This window comes from Streptomyces sp. JJ36 (assembly GCF_021696945.1).
Classification (GTDB): Bacteria; Actinomycetota; Actinomycetes; order Streptomycetales; family Streptomycetaceae; genus Streptomyces.
The window spans coordinates 1-26,347 of the sequence record NZ_JACYHE010000001.1; the positions used below are offsets into that span (position 1 = coordinate 1).

Genomic DNA, 26,347 nt, shown 5'->3' on the forward strand with positions numbered 1-26,347 from the left:
CCACGCCCGGACCGCGGCGGGCCCCCGGACAGCGGGAGGCGCGGCGACCACGGCCGGGCCCGCGCCGGGACCGCGCCCGGGGCCGGGCCGGAGCCGCGCCGGGGCCGGGGCACGTCTCCTACGGCCACTCCCAGCCGATGCCGAGGAGGCCGGGCCGCACCGCCTGCTCCGCCAGATGGACGGTGGGGTGCCGGCCGCTCAGCGAGAGCTCCCGCTGCCGGGTGGGCCGCGCCCCCGGCGCCGTACGGACGAAGCTGCGGCAGCGCGCCGGGAGGGCCGCCTCGTGGAACCGCACCTGCAGGACGTACTGGCCGCCGCCGAAGGTGAAGCCGCGCACGTACTCGTGGCTGGTGCCGGCCGTGCCGTCGTCGAAGGTGTAGCCGAACACATGGGTGTCGCCGGTGCCCAGCCGGGTGTCGAAGAGCAGTTCGGCGGCGACCAGGCCGGTCAGCGCGTGCCGGCGCACCCTGCCGGCCCGGCAGTTCTCGCCCGCCGTCAGCCGGACCCGGTCCACGTCGCAGCCGGCGTCGCCGTAGTGGATGGCGACATAGCGGTCGACGCCGTCCCGGTGGGCGCGGACGGCCTGCTGGGACTCGCGTTGTACCAGCTCGCGGCGCGCCCCGATACGCACCCGTTCCAGGTGGGTGATGGTGTGCAGGCCGCCGTCGGCCGGGGCGCCCAGCTCCCCCAGGAGCTGCTGGAGGGCACCCGCGGCGTCCAGCAGGGAGCGGTAGGAGCGGGCGGCGGGCCGCTCCACCCGGTCGTCGCCGTCCCGCAACAGGTCGACGAGGGCGTTCTCCGGCAACTCCAGCACCTCCTCCAGGGCGCTGACGGCGCGCAGCGACTCGGGGCGCGTGGGGCGCCGGCTGCCCTGCTGCCAGTAGCTGAGGCTGGTGACGCCGACCCGTACACCGCGCTCGGCGAGCCGGTGGCGGATGCGGTGCAGCGCCAATCCGCGGGCCTCGATGGCGGCGCGCAGCGCGAGGTGGAACGGGCCTGTTCTGAGGAGTTGTTCGAGATCGGAGTGGAGTTTCACGCGGCACCCTCGTCCTCGGGCGGTCACCGGCGGGCGAGGCGGCCGTTCACACGGGGGCCGCCCGTTCACACCGGTGCGTCACCGCGCATTCAAGCCCGTCGACTCCGGGTCAGCAAGGCTGCATGCCCCTGGCAAAGGCCATGGACGTAGCACCTCCACCGCTTGCCCGCCGGCTCGTCACTCGAGAATCCCTCGAAAGGGTATTTCCGTCGCACCGGCGCCGGGCGCCCGTCACCATGCTCCACGGGGGGTGCCGCGCACCGCCCCCGCTGCCCGGAGTGCCGGCGGCGGGTCTGGGGGCGAGGAGGGGGTTCCGGTGCCGGAGGAGAACGGCGGCGGCTGCGACGGGGAGCACGAGCGTGCCGGAAGCACGGAGCACGAACTCGTGCTGCTGGCGGCCGGGGTGGCCGACCTGGCGGTGGCCGGCCTGGGCCGGGCGGTAGGCGGGCTGCGCGACCTGCTGAGCCGCGCCGACCTGGGTGAGCTGGCCGGTGCCGGCCGGCAGGAGGTGCGCGCCCGCGGACGCCTCGCCGTGGACCGCCTCGCCTCCGGGCCGCCGGCCCGTCTGGAGGTGCTGGCCCGCCGGGTGGTGGCGGCGCGCGACACGTCGTCCCGGTCGTGAGCGCACACGAGAGCGACGAGCCCGCCGTGCTCCAGGCCCGCGTCCAGGAGGTCCTGCGCGGCGTCGTGCGGCAGGAGGCCGACGCGCTGACGGCCCTCGACGCCGAACTGGCCCCGGTGGCCGAGGAGCTGGTCACGGCGGTCGCCGACGGCAAGCGGCTGCGCGCGGCGTTCTGCTACTGGGGTTGGCGGGCCGCCGGCCGCCCGGGCAGTGACGCGCTGGTCCGCGCGGCCAGCGCCATGGAGCTCGTGCACGCGGCGGCCGTCGTGCACGACGACCTCATCGACGACAGCCCGCTCCGCCACGGGCGTCCCAGCGCCCAGGTGGCGCTGCGGGCGGCGCTGCCCCGGGGCGGCCGGGGCCACCGCACGACGGCGGCGCGCGGCCCGCCCCGGTGGTGGACGGCTGACGCGCCCGGCCGGACGCCCGCGCGCCGTCCGGGCGGGTGAGGCGGCCGCAACACGCCGGGGAGGCCGCGTGCGGCACCGGGCGGCCCCCTCGTGTTTCCGTCGATTTCCCTCCGCCCCTCTGGTGTAGACCGGTCGCCCTTGCCACTCTGTGCGGCTGGGTGCGCAGCAAGCGCGCTCAACTCCCGGCCGATGTGGGGGATTGTGTGAGACACACCCGACTGCGCGACAGCTTCTCCGCCCGCTGCACCCGACCCGTCCGGAGCGGCCGCCCGTTCCGCCCGGCCCTGCTCACGGCGACCGCCCTCACCGCACTGACCGCACTCACCACCGGCCTCGCCCCACCCGGTGCCGCCCCGGCCGCCGCCGCGGCTCCCCCGGAGGCGGCCGCGTCCCCCGCACCACCGGCGGCGCCCGATGCGTCTGCCGCGCCCGCCGTCACCACGGCCCCCGGCGGGGGCATGGAACTCTCCCGCACCACCCGGCCGGTGGCCCCGGGCGCCACCCTCACCTCCTTCGACCGGCTGGCCCCCGAGAAGTGGCTCCGCGCCGACGCGCTCAGCGTCGACCTGGACGGCGGCACCCGGGTGGACTACCTGTCCTCCGGTACCGTCTCCGGGCGCCGGACCCTCGGGGAGCACGTCGCGGCACACGACCCCGGCGAGGGACGGCGCACCGTCGCCGCGCTCAACGCGGACTTCTTCGACATCAACGAGACCGGCGCCCCGCTCGGCCCCGGCGTCCGCGAGGGCGCACCCACCCACTCGCCGCAGCCCGGCGTCTCCCAGGCCGCCGGCATCGGCCCCGGCAGCGCGGGCCGCATCCTGGACCTGTACTTCGCGGGCACCCTCACGCTCCCGGACGGCGAGCGGCCGCTGGACGCCTACAACGCGGCGCAGCTCCCCGCGGACGGCATCGGCCTCTACACCGCCCAGTGGGGCGAGGCCGACCGCGCGCTCACCACGGACGGCCCCGAGGACACCACCGAGGTGACCGTGCGCGGCGGCCGGGTGACGGCCGTCGCGGACGCGCCCGGCGACGGGCCGCTGCCGTCCGGCAGCAGCGTGCTGCTGGGCCGGGGCACCGGGGCGAAGGCGCTCGCGCAGCTCACCCCCGGCGACCCGGTCTCCTGGGAGTACGACCTGCGCACGGCCGGCGGCGGGCCGGTGCCGCGGACCGCGGTCGGCGGCCGGGGCGTGCTCGTGGAGGACGGCGAGCCGCAGGACTGGGAGGGCCGGCCGAACAACGCGACAGCACCCCGCACCGCCGTCGGATTCTCCCGCGACGGCTCCACCATGCACGTGCTGACCGTGGACGGCCGGCAGGCCGCCTCCGGTGGGGTCACCCTCACCGAACTCGCCCGGATGATGGACGAGCTGGGCGCGTACGACGCCCTCAACCTGGACGGCGGCGGCTCCTCCACCCTGCTGGCCCGCGAACCCGGCTCGGACACCCCGCAACTGGAGAACTCCCCCTCCGACGGGCACCAGCGGGAGGTGCCCAACGGGCTGGCGCTCACCGCGCCGGACGGCAGCGGGGAGGTCCAGGGCTTCTGGGTGGAGACCGCGGCCGACCCGGCGCGCGCGCCCACCGCGGACACCGTGCCGGCCGGCCACCCCGAGCGGGTGTTCCCCGGGCTCACCCGGCAGCTCACGGCCGCCGGCTACGACGAGACCTACGGCCCGGCCGAGGGGACGCCCCGCTGGCGCAGCGACCGGCCCGGCGTGGGACGGGTGGACGACCACGGCCGGTTCCGGGCACGCCGCCCGGGCACCGTCGAGGTGACGGCACGTCAGGGGCGCGCCGAGGGCTCCACGACGCTGCGGGTGACCGGCCCGCTGGACCGGGTGCGCCCGACCCGCGACCGGGTGGGCCTGGCCGGCCCGGAGGACGAGGGCACGTTCGGGATCGTCGGCTTCGACGCGCGGGGCACCAGCGCGCCCGTCGACCCGGCAGACGTGGAACTGGATTACGACCGCACGGCTTTCGCCGTCACCCCCGACCCGGAGTCCGGGGGCTTCACGGTCACCCCGCGCACCGGAGACTCCTCGGCCTCCGGGCTGATCACCGCGACCGTCGCGGGGCACCGCACGGTCCTCGCGGTGACCGTCGGGCTGCGCGACCGTCGCGTCGCCGGCTTCGACGACGCCGCCGGCTGGACCTTCTCAGCCGCCCGCGCCTCCGGGTCCCTCGCCCCGGAGCCGCAGGGTCACGACGGCACCGGGCTCGCCCTGACATACGACTTCGGCGAGTCCACCGCCACCCGCGCCGCCTACGCCAACCCGCCGGAGTACCTGGAGGTGCCGGGCCAGCCGCAGAGCTTCACCCTCTGGGTCAAGGGCGACGGGCGGGGCGCCTGGCCCTCGCTGCACCTGGTGGACGCGCAGGGCACCAGCCAGGTGCTCCGCGCCCCGCACATCGACTGGGAGGGCTGGCGGCAGCTCACCTTCACCGTGCCGGAGGGCGTCGCGTACCCGCTGAAGGTGCGTCGCTTCTACGTGGCCGAGACCCGGCCCGCGGAGCAGTACCGCAGCCGCCTCGTGATCGACGAACTGGTCGCGCGCACCCCGCCGGACGTCGCACTGCCGCCCGACCCGGTGGTCCGCGACCCGCTGATCGCGACGGCACGCGAGGTCGCCGGGCGGGACTGGCGGTTCGCGGTGCTGTCGGACGCGCAGTTCGTCGCCCGGGACCCGGACAGCGCGGCGGTGCGGCAGGCGCGCCGGACGCTGCGGGAGGTACGGGCCGCCCGGCCGGACTTCGTGGTGGTCGACGGCGACCTGGTGGACGAGGGCGCGCCGGAGGACCTGGCCTTCGCCCGCCGCGTCCTGGAGGAGGAGCTGGGCGACGCCGTGCCCTGGTACTACGTGCCCGGCAACCACGAGACCATGGGCGGGTCGATCGACGACTTCGTGGCGGAGTTCGGCCCGGCCCACCGCACCTTCGACCACAAGGGCACCCGCTTCCTCACCCTGGACACCTCCTCACTGACCCTGCGCGGCGGCGGGTACGAGCAGTTCGAGGAGGTGCGGCGGCAGCTCGACGCCGCGGCCCGCGACCCGCGGGTGCGGTCGGTCGCGGTGATCCAGCACGTGCCGCCGCGCGACCCCACTCCGCAGCAGGGCAGCCGGCTCACCGACCGGCTGGAGGCGGACCTGCTGGAGGACTGGCTCGGCGGCTTCCGGGCCCGCACCGGAAAGGACGTACTCTTCGTGGGCGCGCACGCCGGGGTGTTCCACGCCTCCCGGGTGGACGGGGTGCCGTACCTGGTGAACGGCAACGCGGGCAAGAGCCCCGCGGCGCCGCCCGGCGCGGGCGGCTTCACCGGCTGGTCGCTGGTCGGCGTGGACCGGCACGGCCCCGAGCGGTTCGCCGTGCAGACCCGGGCGCACGTCGACGGGCTGCGGCTGGACGTACCCGCGCGGCTGACGGTGGGTGAGACCGCCGAGGCGGGCGCGACCGTGCTGCAGAACACGGCCCGGGAGACCCGCGAGGTGCCCGTCGGCTGGCCGCTCAGCGCGGACTGGTCCGGGTCGCGGGAGCTCTGCCTGGAGGACGGCAGGCGGTGGCCCCGCTGCGTCGCGGCCTACGACCCGGTCACGGGGGAGCTGACGGGTCTGCGGCCCGGCACGGTCACCCTGCGCGTGGCGGTGAACGGCTCCGCGGCCGAGCGTACGGTGACCGTCCGCCGGTGAGCCGGGGCGGCCCGGGGCGCGGGGTGGTGCGCGGTGCGCGCCACCCCGCGCGGGAGGCGGCGGGCGCGCCGCCGCCCAGCGCGGCCGTGAGCACCGCGAGCAGCAGCCGCGCGGCTCGCGCGCGGTGCCGCGCGCGGTGCGCCGGCTCCCGGGGACCCCGGCGGCCCTCCCACGTGGCCGTCCTCCCGGCAGGGCACTCCCCCATCAGCGCTGCGCAGGCCGCACCGTACGGGCGTGTCGGTGAGGCCCGCCGCGCCGGTCGGTCAAGGTGAGGGGTGGACCAGCGGACCGGTGCGGCGACGTGCGCTCGTGGGGGCGCGGGCGGGAGGCGGGTGCGGTGACGTTCCCCGTGGAGGCGTGCGAGGCGCTCGACGCGGGTGTGTGCCTGCTGGACGAGAGCCTGGCCGTGGTGGAGGCCAACGCGCGCGCCGCGGAGCTGCTGCGGCGGCCGCGGGAGGGCTTCCTCGGCGCCGACGCGCACGATCTGCTGCACCGCGACGCCGAGGGCGGCACCACGCCCCGGTCGGTGTGCCGGCTGCTGGAGGCCCTGGCGGCCGGGGTGGCGGAGCAGGGGGACGACGGCTGGTACGCCTGCGGGGACGGCACGGTGCGCCCGGTGCACTGGATCGGTGTCCCCTGCCGGACGGGCGGCGGCCGGACGGGAGCGGTGCTCGTCTTCCATCCCCGGCGGCCGGGCGCCGCCGGGCCGGCCGACGCCTCCTCCTCGCCGGCCGACCGGCTTGCCCTGCTGGCGGAGACCACCACGGTGCTCACCTCGACGCTGGACGTGGAGGAAGCGCTGAAGCGGCTGGTCCGCCTGGTGACGCCGCGGCTGGCAGACTGGGCGGTGGCGGACCTGCTCGGTGAGGGCGACGAGTTGCGCAGGGTCGCGGTCGTCCACCACGAGGGCGGCGACTACGTCAGCATGGAACAGTTCGAAGGGCCCATGCCCCCGGTCTCCCACACCTCCCGGATGCCGCTGTCCCGGGTGCTGCGCGGGGCGCCGCCGACGCTGGTGACCCCGGAGGACTACCGGGGGCGGCCCGACTCGGGCGTGGCCGAGGTGCAGCGTGACCTCTTCCTCGCCACCGGGATGGAGTCGGCCGTCATCGCCCCGCTGCGGGGCCCGCACGGGGTGCTCGGTGCGCTGACCGTCGCCCGCGGCCGCGGGCGGCCGGTGTTCGTCCCCGCCGACCTGACACTGGTGGACGACATCGCCCGGCGGGCCGGGCTGGCCGTGGACAACGCGCGGCTCTACGAGCGGCAGCGGCACGTGGTGGAGAGCATGCAGCGCCACCTGCTGCCACCCCTCCCGCAGGCGGCGGGACAGGAGATGGCCGCCCGCTATCTGCCGGCCCCGCACGGCTCGCACGTGGGCGGCGACTGGTACGACGCCTTCCTGGTGCAGGACGCCGACACCGTGGTGGTGATCGGCGACGTGGTCGGCCACGACCTGGCGGCGGCGGCCGGCATGTCCCAGCTCCGCAACATCCTGCGGGCGTACGCCTGGCTGCCGCAGGCGTCCCCGGGCGAGGTGCTCGACCGCCTGGACGCGTGCCTCCCGCACATCAGCGACATCTCCCTGGCCACCCTGATCCTCGCCCGTGTCCGCGGGGACCCGGACGGCGGCTCGTGGCGCATGGAGTGGGCCAACGCCGGTCACCCGCCACCGCTGCTGGTCTCGCCCGACGGCCGGACCCGGTTCCTGGAGGACGGTCTGGGCGTCCTGGTCGGCACGGGGCTCGGTGAAGGTCACCGGACGGCTGCCGTGACGCTGCCTCCGGACACCACCCTGGTGCTCTACACCGACGGTCTGGTGGAGAGCCCCGAACTGCCACTGGAGGACGGCATGGACCGGCTGGCGCGGCACGCGGCCGCGCTGGTCCGCCGGCCGCTGGAGTCCTTCTGCGACCACCTCGTGGCGGCGGTACGGCCCGCCGGGCACACCGACGACGTGGCCCTGCTCACGCTGCGCACCCCGGGCCGGCTCGCCGCCCCGCAGACGTGAGCCCGCGGGACGGCGGCCGCCGGCCCTCGCTCAGCGGTCGGCGGTCTCCCGCTGCCGGGCGCTGCGGGAGGCGTGGAGACTGGTGACCGTGGTGACCACCAGCACCGCGCAGATGACGCCCAGCGAGAACGGCGTGCTGACGACCGGCCCATGCACCCCGGCCTCGTGCAGCGCGTGCAGCACCAGCTTCACGCCGATGAAGCCGAGGATGACCGACAGCCCGTAGGAGAGGTGCACCAGCTTCTTCAGCAGGCCGCCGATGAGGAAGTAGAGCTGGCGCAGGCCCATCAGGGCGAAGGCGTTGGCGGTGAAGACGATGTACGGGTCCTGGGTGAGGCCGAAGATGGCCGGGATGGAGTCCAGGGCGAAGAGCACGTCGGTGGTGCCGATCGCCAGCATCACCACCAGCATCGGTGTCATCAGCCGCCGGCCGTCCTCCCGGACGAACAGGCGGGTGCCGTGGTAGCGGTCGGTCGAGGGCACCCGGCGCTCGATCAGCTTCAGGAAGCGGTTCTCCTCGTAGGCCTCCTCCTCGTCCTCGGCACGCGCCTCCTGGATCAGCTTCCAGGCCGTCCAGATCAGGAAGCCGCCGAAGAGGAAGAAAACCCAGGAGAAGCTCGCGATCAGGGCCGCGCCGGCCGCGATGAAGACGGCCCGGAGCACCAGGGCGATCAGCACTCCGACCATCAGCACCCGCTGCTGGTAGGCCGGGGGGACCGCGAACTTCGCCATGATGAGGACGAAGACGAAGAGGTTGTCGACGCTGAGCGACTTCTCCGTGATGAAGCCGGCGAAGAACTCGCCGGAGGGCTGCGCCCCGGCGAAGAGGAAGAGTCCGAGCCCGAAGAGCGCGGCCAGCGCCATCCAGACGCTGCTCCAGACGGCGGCCTCCCGCAGGGAGACCTCGTGCGGCTTGCGGCCGCCGACCAGGAAGTCGACGGCGATGAGGGCGCACAGACCGGTGACGGTCAGGGCCCAGACGGCAAGCGAGACGTCCATGTACGGAACCTCCGGCGAAGCACTGCATGCTGCCGGAGGTCTCTTCCGCCCCGCTGAGCCCGGACCGGGCACCACGCGGGACCGACGCCCCGGGCACCGGATCGGCCGGCCCGTACTGACGGGGACGCCGCGAGCTGGGAATACTCCCCTCCGCTCAGGACAGAGTAAAGGGAAGCCAAAGAAAGGTAAAGTCCCGGTCCAGGGCCGCCCGTTGACCGTCCCGGACCGCAGCGAGACCGCCGCCCGGTGCTCCGCCGCCGGGCGAGCCTCAGCGGCCGTACGCCCGGCGCGCCGTCTCCACCCGCCGGAGCACCTGCGGGACGACCTGACTGCCGGGCGGCACCAGCGGCGGCTCGTACGTCCAGGCGTGACCCACCCACGGGTCCGCGAGATGCTCGTCCGGGACCGGGGTGAGACGCAACAGGGAGCGCCAGAGCGGGTCGAGGACCGGGCCGTACTCCCGGGCCTCCGCGCGGTCGGCCACCATCATCAGGTGCACGCCCACCGCCGGCCCCTCGTCGGCGAGATAACGGAGCGCGGTGACGGCGCGGTCGTCGAAGCCGTGCGGGAAGTCGTGCACGAGCAGAAGCTGCTCGCCGGTGTCCAGGCCGGGCGGCAGAGCGGCCGTGGCGCCGCTGCGCACGGCCATCTGCACCAGGTCGACACGCTGGGTGAGTCGCTCCAGGACGCGGGTCACGCCCTCCGCACCGACGGCCGGCGGCTCGCTCAGCGCCCCCGTCTCCAGCAGCGGGACCAGGGAGGCGGCGGCGGAACCCGCCGGATCGACGACATGCAGGGAGAAGTCGCCGACCGGGTACACGGCGACCAGCCGGGCGGCGATCGCCACCGCGACCTCCACGGCCAGCCGGTCGAGCTCGTCCGGGGCGACGAGCGAGGACTCGACCGAGCCGCCCCGCCCGCTGTCGATCCACAGTCCGCGCTCCAGCGGCAGCCGCATCAGCATGGGGATGCGCAGGTCCGCGCACTCGGGGAGGGTGAGATCGCCGAGCCGGAGCGCCATGGGCACCTCCATGGGGACCTCGTACGCCTGCCAGACGGGGTTGTCCCAGCGGGCGAAGGCAGGCGGCAGGGCCGGCTCCACCACGCCGGACTCGGCGCGCAGCCGCTCCAGTTCGCCGTCGAGCACGTCCTGCGCCTGCCCGAGGAGCCGGGCGTGCCGGGCCTGGGCCTCGGCACGGGCCGCCTCGGCGGCCGGGCCGACGCGGGTCCGCGGGTCGGAGAGGACCTGCTCCAGCTCCTGGTCGCGGCGGGAGTCGGCGAAGTCCGCCGCGGAGCGGTATGCGGCGACCGCCCGGGCGAGGTCCTCGAACATGCCCCAGACCTGGTTGTACAGGCGTTCGTTCAGCGACCAGCCGGGGGCGTCGCCCGCGACGGGGGCGGGATCTGCGGAGGTGCCGGCGGGGGCGGCCGGCGCCGCGGGGGCGGCGGGGCGCGGCGCGGCGGAGTGGCGGCGCGGGTGACGGTAGTCGATCCGTCCGCCGCGGGTCGCGGGCGGCGGGACGGGCGCCGGGCCGGGGCGCGGGACGGTGTCGGCGGACGCGGAGTCGGCGGACGCGGAGGCGCCCGCGCCGGACGCGGAGGCGGGGGCGCCGGAGGTGTGCCGTGCCGGCGCGGTCTCCGCGGCCACCGCCGCGTCGACGGCCGCCGTGAGCTGCCCGGCCTCCGCGCAACCCTGGTCCGTGAAAAGCGCGACGAGCCCGTCCGCGTACCCCTGGCCGATGGCCCGGACCTTCCAGGCGCCGTTCCGGCGGTAGAGCTCCAGCGCCACCACCGCCGACTCGGGACCGAGCCCGGTGAGGGTGAAGCCGGCGACCGGAGCGCCGTCCGGCCCGTCCACCGCCACCGAAGGCGCGGGCAGGCCGGCGAAGCTCGCCGGGCCGCCGGACGGGAGGGCGAGCAGCACATGCACCCGGTGCGCCCCCTCGGGGAGGGCGCCCAGGTCGACGGCCAGCCGGTGCTCGGCCGCCGCCCCCGGGGTGACCTCCACGCCGGGAAGGCGCGGAGCTCCCGGATGGGCCGCCCAGCCGGGCTCCCGGAGGCGCCCCTCCGCGTCGCCCAGCGTCGCCCCCGCGATCACCGGACTCCCGGCGGACACCCGGATCTCCACGCGGGTGCCGGGCAGCGGGTGATTCTGCCCACGGACCAGCTCGGCCGTCATGCTCGCGTCCCCTCCACCGCGTACTCCCCGGTCGCCCCGCGCTACAGGTGCGGGACGATGACCGGCATCAGGTCCTGGAAGGTGCGGCCGTTGGCCGGCTCGCCCAGGGCGGTCATCTGCCAGCCGCCGCCCTGGCGGTGCACCTTGGCCATGATCTGCGCGGTGTACTGGCCGCCGCCGGTGAGGGTGTAGCGGGCCAGCTCCTCGCCGTTGGTCTCGTCGAGCAGCCGGCAGAAGGCGTTCTCCACCTCGCCGAAGGTCTGGCCGGTGAAGGAGTTCACCGTGAAGACGATCTGGTCGATGTGCACCGGGACCCGCTGCAGGTCGACCAGGATCGACTCGTCGTCGCCGCCCTGACCGGCACCGCCGACGAGGTTGTCGCCGGTGTGCCGCACGGAGCCGTCGTCGCTCACCAGGTGGCGGAAGAAGACCACGTCCACCGGCTGCTTGTCCGCGAAGAGCACCGCGGAGGCGTCGAGGTCGATCTCCTTGCTGCGGCGGCCGAAGAGCCCCCGCCGGGGAGCGGCCTTCCAGCCCAGCCCCATCCTGACCGCGGTCAGGGTCCCCCCGTCGGACTTCTGCAGGCTGATGCCCTGCCCCTTGGACAAGTTGACCGTCACCGCGTGTTCCCCTCTCGACGTCGCAGGGCCGCGGGCGTCCGCCCGTACGGCCTGACCGCACCCTATGCAGTGCGGCGGTCACCAGGGCCGGGCGGCCCGGCCTTTGTGTCGTTCTTGCAACACTCCGCCCCGGCCGGGCGCTACTTCAGCCCCGCCTCGCGCATCTGCCGCAGCTCCTTCTTCAGCTCGCCGACCTCGTCCCGGAGCCGGGCGGCGACCTCGAACTGCAGCTCCGCGGCAGCGGCGCGCATCCGCTCCGTCATGTCCTCGATGAGCTCGGCCAGCTCGCCGGCGGGGCGGTCGGTGAGCTCGCCGTCCCCGCGGGCGGCCCCCTCCGCCGAGGCGCGCAGGTCCGGCACCGGGGCCTTGCCGGGCTTGCCCCGGTCCGCGGCCGTCTGGCGGTACCCGGTGCCGAGCAGCTCCGCGGTGTCGATGTCCTCCCGGGCGATGTCGGCGACGATGTCGCCGATCTTCTTGCGCAGCGGCTGCGGGTCGATGCCGTGCGCCTCGTTGTAGGCGATCTGCTTGGCCCGGCGTCGGTTGGTCTCGTCGATGGCCTTGCCCATCGCCGCCGTCACCGTGTCGGCGTACATGTGGACCTGACCGGAGACGTTCCGCGCGGCGCGGCCGATCGTCTGGATCAGCGAGGTGCCGGAGCGCAGGAAGCCCTCCTTGTCCGCGTCGAGGATGGCGACCAGCGACACCTCGGGCAGGTCCAGGCCCTCGCGCAGCAGGTTGATGCCGACCAGCACGTCGAACTCGCCGGCCCGCAGCTCACGCAGCAGCTCCACCCGGCGCAGGGTGTCGACGTCGCTGTGCAGATAGCGGACCTGGATGCCGAGCTCCAGGAAGTAGTCGGTGAGGTCCTCCGCCATCTTCTTGGTGAGTGTGGTGACGAGAACACGTCCCCTGCTTTGCGGGGAGGCCCCATGGTCCTTCTCGGTGCGGGTGCGGATCTCGTGCACCAGGTCGTCGATCTGCCCCTCGGTCGGCTTGACGACGACCTCCGGGTCCACCAGGCCGGTCGGGCGGATGATCTGCTCCACCACACCGTCGCTCCGGGAGAGCTCGTACGGCCCCGGGGTGGCCGAGAGATAGACCGTCTGCCCGATGCGCTCCAGGAACTCCTCCCACTTCAGCGGCCGGTTGTCGATGGCCGAGGGGAGCCGGAAGCCGTGGTCGACCAGGGTGCGCTTGCGGGCGGCGTCCCCCTCGTACATCGCGCCGATCTGCGGCACGGTGACATGCGACTCGTCGATGACCAGCATGAAGTCGTCGGGGAAGAAGTCCAGCAGGGTGTGCGGGGCGGAGCCGGGCTCCCGCCCGTCGATGTGGCGGGAGTAGTTCTCGATGCCGGAGCAGGTGCCGATCTGGCGCATCATCTCGATGTCGTAGGTGGTGCGCATGCGGAGCCGCTGGGCCTCCAGCAGCTTGCCCTGCCGCTCCAGGCCGGCGAGCTGCTCCTCCAGCTCGGCCTCGATGCCGGCGATGGCCCGCTCCATCCGCTCGGGGCCGGCCACGTAGTGCGAGGCGGGGAAGACGTAGAGCTCCCGGTCGTCCGAGATCACCTCGCCGGTCAGCGGGTGGAGGGTGGACAGGGCCTCGATCTCGTCCCCGAACATCTCGATGCGGACGGCGAGCTCCTCGTAGACCGGGAAGATCTCGATGGTGTCGCCGCGCACCCGGAAGGTGCCACGGGTGAAGGACGCGTCGTTCCGCGTGTACTGGATGTCGACGAAGCGGCGCAGCAGCCGGTCCCGGTCGATCTCCTCGCCCACCCGGAGGGGCACCATGCGGTCGACGTACTCCTGCGGGGTGCCCAGGCCGTAGATGCAGGAGACGGAGGCCACCACGACCACGTCCTGCCGGGTGAGCAGGGAGTTCGTCGAGCTGTGCCGCAGGCGCTCGACCTCCTCGTTGATCGAGGAGTCCTTCTCGATGTAGGTGTCCGTCTGCGGGACGTACGCCTCGGGCTGGTAGTAGTCGTAGTACGAGACGAAGTACTCGACCGCGTTGTGCGGGAGCAGCTCACGGAACTCGTTGGCGAGCTGGGCTGCGAGGGTCTTGTTCGGCGCCATCACCAGGGTGGGGCGCTGGAGCCGCTCGATCATCCACGCGGTGGTCGCCGACTTGCCGGTGCCGGTGGCGCCGAGCAGCACGACGTCCTTCTCCCCGCCCCCGATGCGCCGGGCCAGCTCGTCGATGGCGGTCGGCTGGTCGCCGCTGGGCTGATAGGGGCTGACGACCTCGAAAGGCGCCGCCTTGCGTTCGATCTCGGAAACGGGCCGCATGCAATCCACCGTACGACCCGCCGCCGACAACGGCGGGCGGGAGCAGTGCTGCGGGAGAGACTCGCACCCCGTTCACCCGCAGGAAAGGCCGGCTCCGCTTGCATGTACACACCAACGGGGACCATCTTCGCCGTCCGTGCACGCCACGACGCGAGGAGTCCCCGATGCCGATGCGCCCGATCGCCGCGACCGCCGGTGCACTGCTGGGTGCCACCACGCTCTTCCTGCTCCCCTTCTCCTCCCCCGCCGCCGCACAGCACGCCGCCGCACAGCACTCCGCGCCGCAGCCCGGCGCGGACGACCGCGACGCCCCGCGCGTCGTCGCCCACCGGGGCGCCTCCGGCTACGCCCCGGAGAACACCCTCGCCGCCGTCGACAAGGCCGACGAGCTGGGCATCCGCTGGGTGGAGAACGACGTGCAGCGCACCCGGGACGGCGAGCTGGTCGTCCTGCACGACACCACCCTGGAGCGCACCACGAACGCCGAGGAGGTCTTCCCCGGCCGGGCGCCCTGGCGGGTGGCCGACTTCACGGCGGCGGAGATCGCCCGGCTGGACGCGGGCTCCTGGTTCGGCCCGGAGTACGCCGGTGAGCGGGTCCCGACCCTGGAGCAGTTCCTCGGCCGCGTCGGGCAGAACCACCAGAAGCTGCTGCTGGAGCTCAAGCGCCCCGACCTCTATCCGGGGGTGGAGGCGCAGACGCTCAAGGAGCTGGCGAACGAGGGCTGGCTGCGCCGGCACCACCCGGCGGACCGGCTGGTGATCCAGAGCTTCGACGCCGACGCGGTGCGTACCGTCCACGCGCTGGCACCGGCGGTGAAGACCGGCTTCCTCGGCTCCCCGGCCGTGGCCGAGCTGCCCGGCTACGCCGCCTTCGCCGACCAGATCAACCCCCGGTGGACGACCGTCTCGGAGGAGTACGTGGACGCCGTGCACGCGCTGAAGGGCCCGCACGGCAAGCCGCTGGAGGTCTTCACCTGGACCGTGGACGACGGCGCGGCCGCGACGGCACTGGCCGGCGCGGACGTCGACGGGATCATCAGCAACCGCCCGGACGTGGTGCGGGACGCCCTGGAGCGCTGAACCGCGTGGCGCGGGAGTGCGGAGGTCCGGCGACGCGGGCGGTACGGTGCCGGCCGTACGGGCAGGGCCACCGGGTCCTGCGGCCGCCTGGCCGCGGGACCGCGGAGCCGTCCGCCGGCGCCGCTCGGGCGGCCGGGCTGTCGGTGCCGCGCCGTAGGCTGGGTCCGTGCCGGAGACCTCTGCCGGCGTCTGGGCCTGGACGGTCCACGACGCCCCCATCGGACCGCTGCTGCTGGCGGCGAGCGGCGACGGCCTGCTGACGGTCGTCTTCCACGCGGACCCGCCGGCCCGCGAGCGCATCCTGACGCGTCTGCGGGCCCGGCTGGGCGCCGGGCCCGCAGCGGGGTCCGAGGTGGGAGCCGAGGCTCCGCGGCGGCATCTGGAGGCCGCCTGCCGGGAGCTGGACGCGTATTTCGCGGGGCGGCTGCGTGACTTCCGGGTCCCGCTGGACTGGTCGCTGACCGACGGCTTCCCGCGGCGGGTGCTGCGGGAGCTGGCCGCCGGGGTGCCCTACGGCACCACCGCGGGGTACCAGGACCTCGCCGACCGGGTCGGAGAGCCCGGTGCGGCCCGTGCCGTGGGCCTCGCCATGGGAGCGAACCCCCTGCCGGTCGTGGTGCCGTGCCACCGCGTGGTGGAGAGCGGCGGCGGACTCGGCGGTTTCGGCGGCGGCCGGGAGACCAAACGCGCCTTGCTCGCCCTGGAGGGGGTGCTGCCGGAGCCGCTCTTCTAGGCGCGTTCCGCTCCGGTCACCGGCGGAGCCGCAGGCGCCCCGCACGGCGCCCCGGCGCACCGCTGGGATGCGGGGGCACATGCCGCCCGCGGCCGGTGCTCAGGGCAGGTGCGTGCCCACGGCGGCCGGTTCCGTGGCGGGCTCCGTGGTCTCCGGCCGGGCCCGGAGCGGCCTCCGGACCGGCAGGGTGAGCACGACGAGGCAGCCGACGACCAGGCCGATGCCGCCCCAGCCCGTCCCGGGCAGCCGTTCGCCGACCACCAGCACGGCCAGCAGGGCGGCGACGGCGGGCTCCAGCAGCGACAGGGTGGTGGCGGTGCTCGCGGGCACGTGCGCCAGGCCCCAGCCGAAGAGGAGGTAGCCGAGGAACATGGGCACCAGCGCCAAGTACGCGCCGACGGCAGCGTTCGGCCACGAATCGAGCAGCGGGGCGCCGGTGGCCGGCAACACCGGCACGAGCAGCACGCCACCCAGCCCGAAGACGCTTCCCATCGCCGCGCCGCCGGAGACACCACGGCTGATCAGCCGGTGCGCCGCCCAGGAGTACAGGGCGTAGGTGAGCCCCGCCACCAGGCCCAGCCCGATACCCAGCGCGGTCGCCCGCCCGGAACCGGCCCCGGGCGCGGAGTGCCCCGCAGCCGCTTCGGCGCCGCACAGCAGCACCGTCCCGGACAGCCCGAGGGCGGCACCGAGCATCCAGCGGCGCGTCAGGCGACGCCCGTCCACGACCCGCTCGACCAGGGCCGAGGCCAGCGGTGCCGAACCGACCGACACCACCGTCCCGGCGGCGACCCCGGCCAGGTGCATGGAGCTGTAGAACGCCAGGGGGTAGACCGCCACCGCCGCCGCGCCGGCCAGTACCGCACCGCGCTGCCTCCGCAGCCCGCTCGCCTCCCGGGCGATGCGGGGAGCCGAGACCAGCGCGCGCAGCAGCCCGCCCAGGCCCATGGCGGCGGCCCCGATCGCCAGAGGGCCCACCGCCGGGGCGAAGGTCGCCGCGGTGCCCGTGGTGCCCCACAGCACCGACGCCGCGAGCACGCACAGCGATCCCGCGCCCATCGGCCCGGCCGCATGTCCGGCGGGCCGCGTCACAACCGGCCCAGCAGGTCCGCCGCCATCGCCCGGGCGTGCTCCAGGCGCGTCCCGGCGCCCTCGAGACCGGCCCGCGCCATGGCACCTTCCAGCAGGAACGCCAGGTGCTCGGCCACCGCGCGCGCCTCCTCGGGCCGTCCGGGCAGCACCTCCCCGACGTGCCCGGCGAGCAGCGACTCGACCTCCTCCTTGTGCCGGCGCACCACCGCCCGTCCTTCGTCTCCGGCGGGCAGCTCGGCCGCTGCGTTGAGCAGGCCGCAGCCCCGGAAGCCGCGCTCGTAGGCGAAGGCCGCGTGGTCGGCGTAAGCGTCGAAGACGGCGAGCACGCCGTCCCGCCCGCCCGTGGCCGCTGCCAGCCGCCGCCGGTACAGCCCTCGCCACTCCTCGTGCCGCGCCTCGAGGTAGGCCCGTACGAGATCCGCCTTCGAGGTGAAGTTGTTGTACAGGCTCATCTTCGCCACGCCGGCCTCGGCGGTGATCGTGTCGATCCCCGTCGCCGTCACGCCGTCGGCGTAGAAGCGGCGTGCCGCGGCCGCCAGCAGCCGCTCGCGGGCCGGTGGCCGCTTCCCGGCCTGCCTTCCTGTACCGGTGTCACTCATCGGGCCTCCCGGTGTTAGGTAGGTCAGTCTACCTAACACGTCCCGGGCCCGCGCAGACGCCCGCGCTCCGGAGGGAGCGCGGGCGTCCCCGTGCGGGCAGCCCGACGGACGTCGCGGCGCCGCGCGGCACAGGGCCGTCCGGCGCCGGGCGGGTGACGTCCGTCAGAGGTTGGCGCCGTGGGCGCGCAGGTAGGGCATGGGGTCAAAGCCCGAGCCGTAGACCGGCGTGGTCCGCAGCTCGAAGTGGAGGTGCGGGCCGGAGGTGTTACCGGTGTTCCCGGACATCCCGATCTTCGAGCCGGTGTTCACGTGCTGGCCGGGGCTCACATTGATCTTCGACAGGTGGGCGTACTGGCTGTACTTCCCGTTCGGGTGCTCGACGACGATCCGGTTGCCGTAGGCGCCGCCCCAGCCGGTGGTGACCACGGTGCCCTTGTGCACGGCCTTGACCGGGGTGCCCGTGGGCACGGCGAAGTCCTGGCCGGAGTGGCTGGCGGACCAGCGGGCACCGCTGTCCGCGAAGGACGCGGTCAGGGTGAAGGGCTCGGACACCGGCGAGATCCAGTCGCGCTTGGCGTTCCGGCTGGCCTTCTTCTTCGCGTCGGCCTTGCGGGCCTTCGCCGCCTTCTTCTCGGCGGCCTTCTTCTTCGCCGCCTTCTTCTTCGCCGCCTTCTTCTCGGCCGCCTTCTTCTCGGCGTCCTTCTCGGCCTCCGCCTTCTTCCCGGCGTCGCCCTTCTTCCCGGCGTCCTTGCCGTCCTCGGAGCCCTTGGAACCCTCGGACTTCGCGCCGTCCCCGGCCTTGCCGGCCTTCGCCTCGTGCGGGGCGGCGGCCTGCGCGGCCTTCGCCGAGCCGCCGGACGCCTCCGAGGCGTCCTGCGGTACGCCCGCGATCGCCGCACCAGCGCCCACCGCCAGCGATGCGCACAGGCCCGCCGAGACCACGGCGGTGCGGGTACGGGTACGGAAGCGGTGACGTATGGCGGAAATCGAGATGCGATTCGGCATGGGGGTAGTACCTCCGGAATGCGTGGGGGGATTTCCCGGTCTCTGACCAGGCACCACCTTGGTAACCCGCCATTCGGACATTTCCAAGAAGGCCGGATACTACGGACACCCGTACACGACCCCGCCGGCCGTGCCGCCCACCGGCTTTCCGCGCCGCGGCAACGGCCTCCCGCGAACGCCGGACACACCCCCTGCGCACCGCTCCGAGCTGCGCTTTCACCACGCGTCGAGGGCCTTCACGGACGCCCGAGCGGAAGCCGGGAGGCGGACCCGGACTTCCCGCCGAGACCGCCGGGACGTCCTATTCCGCTTCGTACCGGAGAAAAGACCTGTGCCTCACCTCACGAGAGGCAATGCTTCGGACCCTCTTTCGGGGGCCATTTCTGTGACCTGGCGCACCCACTATTCGGAAAAATCGGACACCCGGTGCCCGGCGGAATAGTGAGCCAGTGCACACCGATTTCCGGAACGGGCGGCGACAGCCCGGGAAAAGCTGTGCCGCCGGTCACAGGAATGGCAGACTGCGCGGGTGACCGACACCACCGAACCGACCGGCGGTCCTGACGCCTCCGGCGCCCCCGCACCCCCGCCGCTCACCCCGGCCCCGTGCCGTGCCCCCGTTCCGGGCACGGCCGGCGCTCCCGGCACGAGCGGTGAGCTGACGGCGCTGCGCCGCCGCACCACGGCGGTGCTCGGCGCGGGCCAGGTGCTCGGCGGGCTCGCCGTCGCCACCAGCGTCGCCCTCGCCACCGTCTTGGCGGAGGACGTCACGGGCTCGGAGGGGCTGGCCGGGCTCGCCTCCACGGCGTCGGTCGTCGGGACCGCCGTGCTCTCGCTGCCGTTCGCCGCGCTGATGACGGCCCGTGGCCGCCGGCCGGGGCTCACGCTGGCCTATCTGATCGCCGCGCTGGGCGGCACGGTGGTGGTGCTCGGCGCCGTCCTGCGGAACTTCCCGCTGATGCTGCTCGGCATGGCGGCCTTCGGCGCGGGCTCGTCGGCCAATCTCCAGGCCCGGTTCGCCGCCGCCGACCTGGCGGCCCCGGAGCGCCGGGCGCGGGCCATCTCCACCGTGGTGTGGGCCACCACGCTGGGCGCGGTGCTGGGGCCGAGCATCGCCGGCCCGGCCGGGCGCAGCGTGGCCGGGCTCGGCCTGGGCATACCCGTGACCGCCGGGCCCTTCGTCTGGGGCTCGGCGGTCTTCCTCTGTGCCGCGCTCCTCGTCCATCTGCTGCTGCGGCCCGACCCACTGCTCACCGCGCGGGAGCTGGCCGCCCGGGACCCGGAGGGCCGGGAGACCGGGCTGCCCGCCAACCCGGGCGCGGGGAAGGCGGGGCCCGGGACGTCCGGGCCCGGGGACGCGGGGCCGGGTAGACCCGGGCCCGGGGAGCACGCCTCCACCCGGCCGCGCGGCACCGGGCGGCGGAAGGGGGCCGGGGGCCGTGCCCTGCAGGAGGGCATGGCGGCGGTCGCCGCGTCGGCCCGGGCGCGGGTCGCCCTGGTGACCATCGCCGGGGCCCACACCGTGATGGTCTCGATCATGGTGATGACCCCGGTCGACCTCACCCGCCACGGTGCGGACATCGACCTGATCGGCTTCGTCTTCAGCGTCCACATCGCCGGCATGTACGCCTTCTCGCCGCTGATGGGCTGGCTCGCCGACCGGCTCGGCCGGCTCAGCGTGATCGCCCTGGCCGTCGCGCTGCTCGGCTGCGCCGCCGCCCTGGCCGGCACCGCGCAGGGCGAGCACGCCCGCTCCCTCACGGGCCTCTTCCTGCTCGGTCTCGGCTGGTCGGCCGCGCTGGTCGCCGGGTCCGCCCTGCTCACCGACTCCGTGCCGCAGCACGCCCGGGCCGCCGTGCAGGGACTGTCCGACCTGACCATGAACGGCGCCGCGGCGGCGGGCGGTGCCCTGTCCGGTCTGGTCGTCTCGCAGGCGGGTTACGGCTGGCTCACGGCGGGCTCCGCCACGCTGCTGCTCCCGGTGGCGGCGCTGGTGCTGGTGTCCGCCCTGCGCCGCACCCCGGCGGCCGGGCCGCGGCCCCCGACCGGCGGCACGCCCTGACGCCGCCCGCCGCGCGTGCGGTCGCCGTACGCCGTACCCGCGCGCCGTACGGGTCACCGGAGCACCGCCGCACCGTACGGGCCCGGGAGCGCCGCTGCGCACGCCCCGGGGCGCACCGCGCGGGTGACCGCCGGCCGGAGCCGGACACCGCGGCGACGCGCTCCGCCCACCGCCGCCGGACCGGGGCCCCCAGGGTCCCGCGCCCGGCAGGGTCCGGGGCTCCGTGCAGGCTCCCGCGCCCAGGCCGGGAAAGAGCGGCCGGCGGAACACGGCGGTCCGCTACCTCGGGTAGAGCTGGAAGGACACCCCGTTCCGGCCGCCGAAGCGCCCGGACACCATCTCCAGGGACCGCCCGAGGAACTCCCGGGCGTACTCCTCCGGCTCCTTGTCACTCAGTGCGGTCAGATACGCGCGGTGCTCGGCGAGTGAGGCGACGGCGCGCTCGATCGACCGCTCCCCCACCTCCACCGCGTGCGTCGGCTCGGGTGAGGCCGCGACGGCCACCCAGCGCACCCCGCCCCAGGGCTCCAGGCCCTCCTTCTCGAGCTGGTCGGTGAAGATCCAGCGGTTCCCGGCGTCGCCGACCGCGTCCAGCGTGGCGCGTCCCACGGCCCGGTGGTCCGGGGTGTTCCACGCCACTCCGCCGAAGGTGTCGTGGTGGTTGAGGGTCACCACCAGCTCCGGGCGCCACTTCCGCACGGCCGCCGCGATGTCCCGGCGCAGCGCGACGCCTTCCTCGATCACCCCGTCCCGGTGGTCCAGGAAGGCGACCTCCCGCACGCCCACCACGGCCGCACTGGCGCGCTGTTCCGCCTCCCGTACGGGCGCGGCCTCCCGCGGGTCCATCCCGTCGATGCCCGCCTCCCCCCGGGTCACGAGGAGATACCCGACCTCGCGCCCGGCGGCGACCCACTCGGCGATCGCCGCGGCCGCCCCGTACTCCAGGTCGTCCGGGTGCGCGACGACGGCGAGCGCCCGCCGCCAGTCCTCCGGCATCGGCTCGAGCTGCGCCGCCTCTTCGCCGAACACGGCGTCCTGCTGACTCATCGCCCTCCTCACAGGTTCCGCCATCCCGGTCACCCCCGGTACGTGTCAATGGCCGCAGGTGTGTCACTCGATGGCACGGTCACGCTCAAGCTATCGCCAGGAGGCCCTCCCGGACGGCAATATCCCTTTCCTCGCCCTTTCACCACCCCTGAACTCCGGACCGTTCCTCCCTCTGCTCCCCTCCTGACGTCCCCCGACTCCCTCCGGACACCCCGACACCCCGACAGCCGTACCACCTGGAGAGGCACCGCCATGCCTGCCACCGTCCGCTCGCACGACCGCTCCTCCCTGACCCACCGGCTCCGCTACGCCGCCCGGCACCCGAAGCGGATCGCACCGCACGTGCGGCGCCTGGTGCGCGACTGGCGCCTGCGCCGCCGCACCGGGGACGACCACATCGCCTACTACCGGGCGGTGATGAAGTCGGACACCGCCCGGAACCCGAGGGGCGCCGTGGGCACACCCAGCGAGGAGCGGTGGAACGCCCTCGGGCGGATGCAGTTCGACTACCTGCTCTCGCACGGCCTCGCGCCGGGGGACCGGCTGCTGGAGATCGGCTGCGGCAATCTGCGGGCCGGCCGGCACTTCATCGACTACCTGGAGCCGGGGCACTACCACGGCGTCGACATCTCACCGGACATCCTGCTGGCGGCGCAGCAGACCCTCGTGGACCACCGGCTCCAGGAGAAGCTGCCGTATCTGACGCTGGTGGACGACCTGCGGCTGGCACACCTTCCGGAGGGGCACTTCCGGGTGGTGCACGCCCACAGCGTCTTCTCGCACTCGCCGCTGACCGTCGTCGACGAGTGTTTCGCGCACGTCCGGCGGGTGCTCGCCCCCGGCGGGTTCTTCGACTTCACCTACAACCGCACGGACGGCACCGAGCACGACGTGCTCCGGGAGGACTTCTACTACCGCCCGGGGACGCTGATCGCGCTCGCCGAGTCGCACGGCCTGGCCGCCTCGGTGATGGAGGACTGGGACGCGCTGCCGCACAAGCAGTCGAAGATCCGGGTCACGGTGGCGCCGTCCGGCGCCACCGGTGCCCCGGCCGCCGAGCGCCGGCCGCCGGCGGACCGCGCCGCCGGCGACGACTGAGCTTCCGCCCCCGGCCCGTTCCGGGCCCGGCTCCCGTCCGTCCGGGCGGCCTTCGGTCACGCCTCGGGCAGGGATTGGTATGGACATGGCAGGTACGCGGGACTAGTCTCGCATGGCATTGAGAGCGCTCTCACCTGCTGTCCCTCCTCGCCCCGACCGAAGGAGATCCCCCATGCACCGCAGGAACAGAGTGCGCCTGGGCCTCGCCCTGGCCCTGGCCGCCGGGCTCGGCCTCACCGGCGCCGGCACCCCGGCGTCCGCCTCCGGCTCCGACGCCCCGGAGGCGTCGCCCGGGCTGGTCACCGCCCTTCAGCGCGACCTCGGCCTGGACGAGGAGGCCGCACGCACCCGGCTCCGCCAGGAGGCCGACGCCCGCCAGGTGCGGGACGCGGCCAGAGACGCCGCGGGCGGCGCCTTCGGTGGCGCCTGGTTCGACGCGGACTCCGGCCGGCTGGTCGTCGGGGTCGCCGCGGACGGCCCGGAGGCCCGCGAGCGGCGAGCCGCCGTGCGGGAAGCCGGCGCCACGCCCACCTCCGTGCCGCACACCGCCGCCGAACTGGACGCCGCCAAACAGCGGCTCGACAGCCGCGCCCGGGACCGCCGGGTCCCCGAGGGCGTACAGGGCTGGCACGTGGACCCGCGCAGCAGCACCGTGGTGGTCTCGGTCGAGCGCGGGGCCGCGGACGACCCGAAGGTGCGTGCCTTCCTCCGGGCCACCGGCCCGGGCTCCCCGGTGACGGTGGACGCCACCGAGGGCGAGGCCCCGCGCACCTTCGCCGCGGGCGTCGTCGGCGGCGACCCGTACTACATCAACGGCAACACCCGCTGCTCCATCGGCTTCTCCGTGCACGGCGGCTTCGTCACCGCCGGGCACTGCGGCGGCGTCGGCAGCAGCGTCACCGGCTGGGACGGCTCGGCGATGGGGCACTTCGAGCAGTCCGCCTTCCCCGGCGACGACATGGCGTTCGTCCGCACCGGCCACGGCTGGTGGACCGTCCCGGTGGTGCTCGGCTGGGGAACCGTCCCGGACCGGCTGGTGCGCGGCTCGGCCGAGGCCCCGGTGGGCTCCTCGATCTGCCGCTCCGGCTCCACCACCCACTGGCACTGCGGCACGGTGCTGGGCAAGAACCAGACCGTGGTCTACAACGGCGACACCTACGTCCACGGCCTGACCAAGACCAGTGTGTGCGCCGAGCCGGGCGACTCCGGCGGCTCCTACATCACCGGCGACCAGGCGCAGGGCGTGACCTCCGGCGGCTGGGGGAACTGCAGCAGCGGCGGTGAGACCTGGTTCCAGCCGGTGAACGAGATCCTCCAGCGGTACGGCCTCACCCTGCACACCCAGTGACCCCCCGGCCGGCGCCGCCCGTGCCGGGACAGCACGACTAGGGCACGACCAGGGCCCGGCCGCACCGGGCCGGTACGGTCCGGCGCGCCCGGACCCGGCACCCGCCCCGCTCCCCGGCGCTCTCCGCCTCCCGAGAGCGCCGGGGAGCTCGCGGCGTGGCCCCCGGCCCCTCCGTACGATGGAGAGGTGTCGCCGCCGCACGGCTGGGAGGTGCCGCCGATGACCCGCAAACACGTGATCGTCTCCGGGGACGTGCAGGGCGTCTACTTCCGTGACACCTGCCGCTCGACCGCCACCGCGCACGGGGTGCGCGGATGGGTGCGGAACCTTCCGGACCGTACGGTCGAGGCCGTCTTCGAGGGCGAGACGGACGCGGTCGACCGGCTGGTCGCCTGGGCCCACGACGGGCCGCCCGCGGCCGCGGTGGACGACGTGCGGGTGACCGAGGAGGAGCCGCACGGGCTGACCGGCTTCGAGGTCCGGCCGACGCCGTGGCGGCCCGCATGACGGGCGCCCCGCACCCGCCCGCCGCCTCCGCCGGGGACTCCGGCGCCCCGCACACTCCTTCTCCCCCCGCTTCTCCCCCCGCCCCTCCCGCCACGCTGCGGCTGCGCTTCCCCGAGGAACTGCGCTTCTTCCTGCCGGCACGCCACCGCGGCGGCGAGGTGGACTGCCGCACCGACGGCACCTCCACGCTGGGGCACCTCGTGGAGTCCCTGGGAGTCCCGCTGACCGAGGTGGGCGCCGTGCGGGCGGACGGCGGACCGGTGCCGCTCTCGCAGGTCGCGGCACCGGGCGCGGAACTGACCGTGCAGCCCGTCGCACGCCCGCAGCCCGTGCCCCACCGGCCTCCGCGCTTCCTGCTCGACGTGCACCTCGGCGCGCTGGCCCGGCGGCTCCGCCTGGTCGGCGTGGACACCGCCTACGGCAACGACCTGGACGACGAGGCGCTGCTGGCCCGGGCCAACGCCGAGCACCGGGTGCTGCTCACCCAGGACCGAGGACTGCTGCGGCGCCGGGCGCTGTGGCTGGGCGGGTACGTGCACGGCAGCCGCCCGGACGCCCAGCTCACCGATGTGCTGGACCGGTTCGCGCCCCCACTGGCGCCCTGGACGCGGTGCCTGCACTGCAACGGCCCGCTGGAACCGGTCGCCAAGTCGGCCGTCGCGCACCGCTTGCCGCCGGGGACCCGGCGGACGTATGACACCTTCACCCGCTGCCGGGCGTGCGACCGGCTGTACTGGCCGGGCGCCCACCACGCGCGGCTGGCCGAGCGGGTCGCCGCGGCCCGCGCGGCCGCGGCGGGCTGAACGCCGGGGCCGGCCGGACACGACCGCGGCCTGCCGGGCACGGTCGCCGACCGGGCCCGGAACCGGCGCGCCGGAGCCCGTCGGCCACTTTCTCCGAACACCGCATGCTATTGCCCCACATCGGCCACAATGGGCCGCCTCACGTCGCGAGGGGGCTGGTATGCATCGACGGCAACCGGGGAATCCGTACGATCCGTCGCGCCCGCAGCCGGGTCCGTACCCCGGCGGTCCTCCGCGCTGGGCGCGCAAGCGCATCCTGCTGCCCGCGGCCTTCGTGACCCTGATGGTCGGCGTGGCGCTCGGCGGCACCAGCGCGGCGGAGGGCGGGGGCACCGGGAACCGGGCGGCGCCGCACCCGACCGTCACCACCACGGTCACCGCCACCGCCACGCCCGGGGCCGCCCCGGCGCCCACGGTGACCGCGACGGAGACGGTCCGGGTGGAAGCCACGGTGCGGACCACCGTCACCGCCACCGCCCCGGCCCCCGTCGTGGACCGGGAGGCCGGGACCGGTGGCGGCTCCGGGGAGGACCACGACGGCGGCTCCGTCCCGTTCTTCTACGAGAACTGCGACGCCGCCCGGGCCGCCGGGGACACCCCGGTGCTCCGCGGGGAACCCGGCTACGGCCCCCACCTGGACCGCGACGCCGACGGCGTGGGGTGCGACGGCTGACCGCCGCGCCGGGCGGCGGAGCGGCACGCCGGGTCCGTATCGCGCACAATGGGCGGTATGCAGAAGCTGTCACTGGACGCGCAAGCCCGCGAACTGCTGAAGAGCGCCGCCGGGGACGCCAACGGACGCAGCGCGGAGACGGTCTACGGCGGACACGAGCGCGTGCTGCGCCAGACGCTGCTCGCGCTGACGGAGGGGAGGTCGCACGCCGAGCACGCGTCGCCGGGGGAGGCCACGGTGCTGGTCCTGCACGGGCGCGTACGGCTGGTCTGCGGGGACGTCTCCTGGGAGGGCCGCCGGGGCGACCTGATCGCGGTGCCGCCGGAACGGCACAGTGTGGAGGCTCTGGAGGACTCCGCCTTCCTGCTCACCGTCGCCAAGCCCGGCTGAGCCCGCCCCGCCTCCGCGCCCCGGCCCGTCCGCCGGGGCGCGGGGCGGGAC

General features: G+C 75.1%; 21 protein-coding genes and 1 pseudogene. 13 read left to right on the plus strand and 9 right to left on the minus strand.

What is annotated here, in order from left to right:
* Nucleotides 1-118 precede the first annotated feature (118 nt).
* Nucleotides 119-1,036, minus strand: coding sequence for a hypothetical protein (locus tag HOY81_RS00005; RefSeq protein WP_237316575.1), 918 nt, complete (start codon nucleotides 1,034-1,036; stop codon nucleotides 119-121).
* Nucleotides 1,037-1,352: 316 nt separating this feature from the next.
* Between HOY81_RS00005 and HOY81_RS00010 the strand changes: the two genes are divergently transcribed.
* From HOY81_RS00010 to HOY81_RS27635, 4 genes and pseudogenes are all read left to right on the plus strand, one after another.
* Nucleotides 1,353-1,658 carry a polyprenyl synthetase gene (locus HOY81_RS00010; protein ID WP_237316577.1) on the plus strand — a complete coding sequence of 102 codons (306 nt, stop codon included), beginning with the start codon at nucleotides 1,353-1,355 and terminating at the stop codon, nucleotides 1,656-1,658.
* Nucleotides 1,655-2,002: pseudogene (locus tag HOY81_RS00015) on the plus strand (polyprenyl synthetase family protein); the annotation flags it as partial. The gene HOY81_RS00010 and the pseudogene HOY81_RS00015, both read left to right, overlap by 4 nt.
* A 524-nt stretch (nucleotides 2,003-2,526) precedes the next feature.
* Entirely contained in the window at nucleotides 2,527-5,760 is a 3,234-nt protein-coding gene (locus HOY81_RS00020; protein WP_237316886.1) for a phosphodiester glycosidase family protein, read from the plus strand.
* Nucleotides 5,761-6,097: 337 nt separating this feature from the next.
* Nucleotides 6,098-7,768, plus strand: coding sequence for a SpoIIE family protein phosphatase (locus HOY81_RS27635; RefSeq protein WP_237316579.1), 1,671 nt, complete (start codon nucleotides 6,098-6,100; stop codon nucleotides 7,766-7,768).
* Nucleotides 7,769-7,798: 30 nt separating this feature from the next.
* Here HOY81_RS27635 and HOY81_RS00030 read toward each other — a convergent pair whose 3' ends face one another.
* The 4 genes from HOY81_RS00030 to uvrB all read right to left on the minus strand — a co-directional run bounded on the left by HOY81_RS00030 (nucleotide 7,799) and on the right by uvrB (nucleotide 13,857).
* Nucleotides 7,799-8,767 (minus strand): TerC family protein, encoded by a 969-nt coding sequence (locus HOY81_RS00030; RefSeq protein WP_237316581.1) that lies wholly within the window; start codon nucleotides 8,765-8,767, stop codon nucleotides 7,799-7,801.
* A 268-nt stretch (nucleotides 8,768-9,035) separates the two neighbouring features.
* Nucleotides 9,036-10,946, minus strand: a complete 1,911-nt coding sequence (locus tag HOY81_RS00035; protein ID WP_237316584.1) for a TerD family protein — start codon at nucleotides 10,944-10,946, stop codon at nucleotides 9,036-9,038.
* 41 nt (nucleotides 10,947-10,987) lie between these two features.
* Nucleotides 10,988-11,566: a TerD family protein gene (locus HOY81_RS00040; protein WP_237316587.1), complete on the minus strand. Its 579-nt coding sequence runs from the start codon at nucleotides 11,564-11,566 to the stop codon at nucleotides 10,988-10,990.
* Nucleotides 11,567-11,706: 140 nt separating this feature from the next.
* Nucleotides 11,707-13,857 carry an excinuclease ABC subunit UvrB gene (gene uvrB / locus HOY81_RS00045; protein ID WP_272892163.1) on the minus strand — a complete coding sequence of 717 codons (2,151 nt, stop codon included), beginning with the start codon at nucleotides 13,855-13,857 and terminating at the stop codon, nucleotides 11,707-11,709.
* Between the two features lie 164 nt (nucleotides 13,858-14,021).
* On the opposite strand from uvrB, the gene HOY81_RS00050 reads away from it, so the two are divergent.
* On the plus strand, nucleotides 14,022-14,939 hold the full coding sequence (locus HOY81_RS00050; RefSeq protein ID WP_237316589.1) for a glycerophosphodiester phosphodiesterase family protein: 918 nt from the start codon (nucleotides 14,022-14,024) through the stop codon (nucleotides 14,937-14,939).
* A 166-nt stretch (nucleotides 14,940-15,105) separates the two neighbouring features.
* Nucleotides 15,106-15,672, plus strand: coding sequence for a methylated-DNA--[protein]-cysteine S-methyltransferase (locus tag HOY81_RS00055; protein ID WP_237316593.1), 567 nt, complete (start codon nucleotides 15,106-15,108; stop codon nucleotides 15,670-15,672).
* 99 nt (nucleotides 15,673-15,771) lie between these two features.
* Here the strand turns inward: HOY81_RS00055 and HOY81_RS00060 are convergent, their stop codons facing one another.
* From HOY81_RS00060 to HOY81_RS00070, 3 genes are all read right to left on the minus strand, one after another.
* The gene (locus tag HOY81_RS00060; RefSeq protein WP_237316595.1) at nucleotides 15,772-16,731 is read right to left on the minus strand and encodes a DMT family transporter; all 960 of its coding nucleotides are present in this window, start codon (nucleotides 16,729-16,731) and stop codon (nucleotides 15,772-15,774) included.
* 29 nt (nucleotides 16,732-16,760) lie between these two features.
* A complete protein-coding gene (locus HOY81_RS00065; protein WP_237316597.1) occupies nucleotides 16,761-17,363 on the minus strand; it encodes a TetR/AcrR family transcriptional regulator in 603 nt (200 codons plus the stop codon).
* Between the two features lie 162 nt (nucleotides 17,364-17,525).
* On the minus strand, nucleotides 17,526-18,368 hold the full coding sequence (locus HOY81_RS00070) for a M23 family metallopeptidase (protein ID WP_237316599.1): 843 nt from the start codon (nucleotides 18,366-18,368) through the stop codon (nucleotides 17,526-17,528).
* Nucleotides 18,369-19,026: 658 nt separating this feature from the next.
* Between HOY81_RS00070 and HOY81_RS00075 the strand changes: the two genes are divergently transcribed.
* Complete coding sequence (locus HOY81_RS00075) at nucleotides 19,027-20,430, plus strand: MFS transporter (RefSeq protein WP_237316892.1); 1,404 nt, start codon at nucleotides 19,027-19,029, stop codon at nucleotides 20,428-20,430.
* Nucleotides 20,431-20,709: 279 nt separating this feature from the next.
* Here the strand turns inward: HOY81_RS00075 and HOY81_RS00080 are convergent, their stop codons facing one another.
* The gene (locus HOY81_RS00080; RefSeq protein ID WP_237316602.1) at nucleotides 20,710-21,477 is read right to left on the minus strand and encodes a PIG-L deacetylase family protein; all 768 of its coding nucleotides are present in this window, start codon (nucleotides 21,475-21,477) and stop codon (nucleotides 20,710-20,712) included.
* 252 nt (nucleotides 21,478-21,729) lie between these two features.
* Between HOY81_RS00080 and HOY81_RS00085 the strand changes: the two genes are divergently transcribed.
* The 6 genes from HOY81_RS00085 (at nucleotide 21,730) to HOY81_RS00110 (ending at nucleotide 26,296) form a co-directional block, all read left to right on the plus strand.
* On the plus strand, nucleotides 21,730-22,575 hold the full coding sequence (locus HOY81_RS00085) for a class I SAM-dependent methyltransferase (RefSeq protein WP_237316604.1): 846 nt from the start codon (nucleotides 21,730-21,732) through the stop codon (nucleotides 22,573-22,575).
* Between the two features lie 172 nt (nucleotides 22,576-22,747).
* Entirely contained in the window at nucleotides 22,748-23,923 is a 1,176-nt protein-coding gene (locus HOY81_RS00090) for a S1 family peptidase (RefSeq protein WP_237316606.1), read from the plus strand.
* 219 nt (nucleotides 23,924-24,142) lie between these two features.
* Nucleotides 24,143-24,430 carry an acylphosphatase gene (locus HOY81_RS00095; RefSeq protein WP_237316894.1) on the plus strand — a complete coding sequence of 96 codons (288 nt, stop codon included), beginning with the start codon at nucleotides 24,143-24,145 and terminating at the stop codon, nucleotides 24,428-24,430.
* Nucleotides 24,427-25,233, plus strand: coding sequence for a Mut7-C ubiquitin/RNAse domain-containing protein (locus tag HOY81_RS00100; protein ID WP_237316608.1), 807 nt, complete (start codon nucleotides 24,427-24,429; stop codon nucleotides 25,231-25,233). The genes HOY81_RS00095 and HOY81_RS00100 overlap by 4 nt, the downstream gene beginning before the upstream one ends.
* Before the next feature lie 160 nt (nucleotides 25,234-25,393).
* Complete coding sequence (locus HOY81_RS00105; protein WP_237316610.1) at nucleotides 25,394-25,906, plus strand: excalibur calcium-binding domain-containing protein; 513 nt, start codon at nucleotides 25,394-25,396, stop codon at nucleotides 25,904-25,906.
* A 57-nt stretch (nucleotides 25,907-25,963) separates the two neighbouring features.
* Entirely contained in the window at nucleotides 25,964-26,296 is a 333-nt protein-coding gene (locus tag HOY81_RS00110; protein ID WP_237316612.1) for a cupin domain-containing protein, read from the plus strand.
* Nucleotides 26,297-26,347 lie beyond the last annotated feature (51 nt).

Coding starts and splice junctions, on each gene's coding strand:
- HOY81_RS00105 (WP_237316610.1), top strand. CDS start 25,394: ATGCATCGACGGCAACCGGGGAATCCGTACGATCCGTCGCGCCCGCAG.
- HOY81_RS00070 (WP_237316599.1), bottom strand. CDS start 18,368: ATGCCGAATCGCATCTCGATTTCCGCCATACGTCACCGCTTCCGTACC.
- HOY81_RS00060 (WP_237316595.1), bottom strand. CDS start 16,731: ATGGGCGCGGGATCGCTGTGCGTGCTCGCGGCGTCGGTGCTGTGGGGC.
- HOY81_RS00030 (WP_237316581.1), bottom strand. CDS start 8,767: ATGGACGTCTCGCTTGCCGTCTGGGCCCTGACCGTCACCGGTCTGTGC.
- HOY81_RS00085 (WP_237316604.1), top strand. CDS start 21,730: ATGCCTGCCACCGTCCGCTCGCACGACCGCTCCTCCCTGACCCACCGG.
- HOY81_RS00100 (WP_237316608.1), top strand. CDS start 24,427: ATGACGGGCGCCCCGCACCCGCCCGCCGCCTCCGCCGGGGACTCCGGC.
- HOY81_RS00065 (WP_237316597.1), bottom strand. CDS start 17,363: ATGAGTGACACCGGTACAGGAAGGCAGGCCGGGAAGCGGCCACCGGCC.
- HOY81_RS00090 (WP_237316606.1), top strand. CDS start 22,748: ATGCACCGCAGGAACAGAGTGCGCCTGGGCCTCGCCCTGGCCCTGGCC.
- HOY81_RS00110 (WP_237316612.1), top strand. CDS start 25,964: ATGCAGAAGCTGTCACTGGACGCGCAAGCCCGCGAACTGCTGAAGAGC.
- HOY81_RS00095 (WP_237316894.1), top strand. CDS start 24,143: ATGACCCGCAAACACGTGATCGTCTCCGGGGACGTGCAGGGCGTCTAC.
- HOY81_RS00035 (WP_237316584.1), bottom strand. CDS start 10,946: ATGACGGCCGAGCTGGTCCGTGGGCAGAATCACCCGCTGCCCGGCACC.
- HOY81_RS00050 (WP_237316589.1), top strand. CDS start 14,022: ATGCCGATGCGCCCGATCGCCGCGACCGCCGGTGCACTGCTGGGTGCC.
- HOY81_RS00020 (WP_237316886.1), top strand. CDS start 2,527: ATGGAACTCTCCCGCACCACCCGGCCGGTGGCCCCGGGCGCCACCCTC.
- HOY81_RS00080 (WP_237316602.1), bottom strand. CDS start 21,477: ATGAGTCAGCAGGACGCCGTGTTCGGCGAAGAGGCGGCGCAGCTCGAG.
- uvrB (WP_272892163.1), bottom strand. CDS start 13,857: ATGCGGCCCGTTTCCGAGATCGAACGCAAGGCGGCGCCTTTCGAGGTC.